This is a genomic window from Terriglobus sp. YAF25 (genome assembly GCF_052113305.1).
Taxonomy (GTDB): Bacteria; Acidobacteriota; Terriglobia; order Terriglobales; family Acidobacteriaceae; genus Terriglobus.
Map to the genome: position 1 here is coordinate 1 of NZ_JBFRCY010001024.1, position 1,730 is coordinate 1,730.

The window sequence follows — 1,730 nt, forward strand, 5'->3', positions numbered from 1 at the left end:
GTTCCACGATCGGTGACACCGCCCTACATGGACCGCACCAAGCTGCCCAAAAATCCACTAGAACCGGTTGTGTTGACTTGAGAACTTCGTTGTCGAACGTTGCGTCGCTTACTTCCACTATGCTTGCCATCGTTCCTCCTTTGTTGCTCGTGCGTTGAAGCAGTTCTTCGAGATCTAACGTCCTGTATGCGCTCGCCAACATCCTGGGTGAGGGGCCATCCCGCCGAGGTCGGGATGGCTGTCCGTCAGATTGGAGGCTGCCACCCGCCACCAAAGGCGCGGAACACTAGGACAGCTGCCCTGCCAACATCAGCCCGGTTTGCGTCAAGCTGATCTTGAGCGAATAGGAGTTGCCGATCTGCATCAAGCACATCTGTGAGAGTGATCGAACCTGCACGGTAGGCTTGCTGTGAAAGGTCTCGTGCCTTGGTCAGGGCCTGGACTTGAGTTTGTAGCTCCGCGACGTACTCTTGCGTTTCGGAGAGCGAAGCCAAAGCGTTCTCGACATCTTCGGCTGCACGAAGTACAGCCTGACGGTAGTTCACCAAGGCTTGAGCATTGGCCCCTTGAGCTTGTTTGACCTCTGCATTCACTCTGCCGAAATCAAAAAGACGCCAACGTAAACCGGCAACAGCTGCGGGCTGAAAGCCAGATGCCGAAAAGAGGCGGCCGGAGTTAAGACTGTCGAATCCCAGCACTCCAGCGAGCGAGATCTTTGGGTAGTAGTCGGCTACCGCCACACCGATCCGTTCATTCGAGGCTGCAAGGCGTCGCTCCCTCTCGTCTCGTCGCCGCGCCTGCAGCCACTCGGTTCTGTACAAGCTGTAACAGGTGCTGGTCCGTCGCTATCTGGTTCTGCGCGATCGCCAGCCTGGCTTGATAACCGCGTATCTGCAGATACGCATCTGCTGCATCCGCAGCAACAATGATCCGGGTACCCAGACTTTCTGCTTCGGCGGCTTGTACTTCGTCACGCGCCCCGGCAGCGTTGTGCCGCAGCCCTCCGGCGAGGTCGATTTCCCAACTGGCGGCCGGGCCTATCGTGTACTCGTGGATGTTGCGTCTGAACGTGGGAACTGTGCTCGCGATGGTGCCCAAATTGCCTTGTAGGCTCTGACGTTCAGCAGTCGCTGACGCGTCGAGCTCTCCGGTTGGATAGAGTCTGGCACGAGCTCCGGCGGCGGCGGCCCGGGACTGATTGACACGTGCGAGTGTGGCAGCTAGGTCCAAGTTTTGATCCAAAGCCCGTCGAACAATCGTCACGAGCTTCGGATCGTTGAAACCTAGCCACCACTGATCAAGAGTCGCGGGCGCCGCTCCGTTGTTCACGGAAGCGCTGACCTGATTGTGAAATGGTGCGAGAGCAGGCGTTGGCGCCCTGTACTTTGGGCCCACGCTGCACCCTTCAAGAAGCAAGGTCACGAGGATACCGGTCATCCCGGCTCTTGAGATAAATGGGTAGATCCGACTCATGCTTTCCTCCTGCCGAGTTTGCGAACGATGGTGTAGAAAGCCGGCGTGAAGAAGAGCCCGAAGATGGTTACTCCGACCATGCCGAAGAGAACCGCCGTTCCCAAGGATTGGCGCATTTCCGCCCCAGCGCCGTGCGCTACAGCAAGTGGTGCCACTCCGAAGATGAATGCGAATGACGTCATCAAGATAGGGCGGAGTCGCGTATGAGCAGCACTTACGGCGGCTTCAGCTACGGGGAGGCCAGCATGGTCCTCCTG

General features: G+C 58.1%; 4 protein-coding genes. All 4 read right to left on the reverse strand.

Going from position 1 to position 1,730, the window contains the following annotated elements; translation table 11 throughout:
• Positions 1-130 (reverse strand): thioredoxin family protein (locus tag AB4043_RS26230; RefSeq protein ID WP_442308618.1); only part of this gene is annotated, 130 nt, incomplete at its 3' end.
• Positions 131-245: 115 nt separating this feature from the next.
• Positions 246-740: a TolC family protein gene (locus AB4043_RS26235; RefSeq protein WP_442308615.1), complete on the reverse strand. Its 495-nt coding sequence runs from the start codon at positions 738-740 to the stop codon at positions 246-248.
• Positions 741-750: 10 nt separating this feature from the next.
• On the reverse strand, positions 751-1,473 hold the full coding sequence (locus tag AB4043_RS26240; RefSeq protein ID WP_442308616.1) for a TolC family protein: 723 nt from the start codon (positions 1,471-1,473) through the stop codon (positions 751-753).
• On the reverse strand, positions 1,470-1,730 hold a 261-nt coding region (locus tag AB4043_RS26245), incomplete at its 5' end, for an efflux RND transporter permease subunit (protein ID WP_442308617.1). The genes AB4043_RS26245 and AB4043_RS26240, both read right to left, overlap by 4 nt.

Bases quoted from the DNA above. Each gene is read 5' to 3' on its own strand.
- AB4043_RS26240 (WP_442308616.1), bottom strand. From the start codon at position 1,473: ATGAGTCGGATCTACCCATTTATCTCAAGAGCCGGGATGACCGGTATC.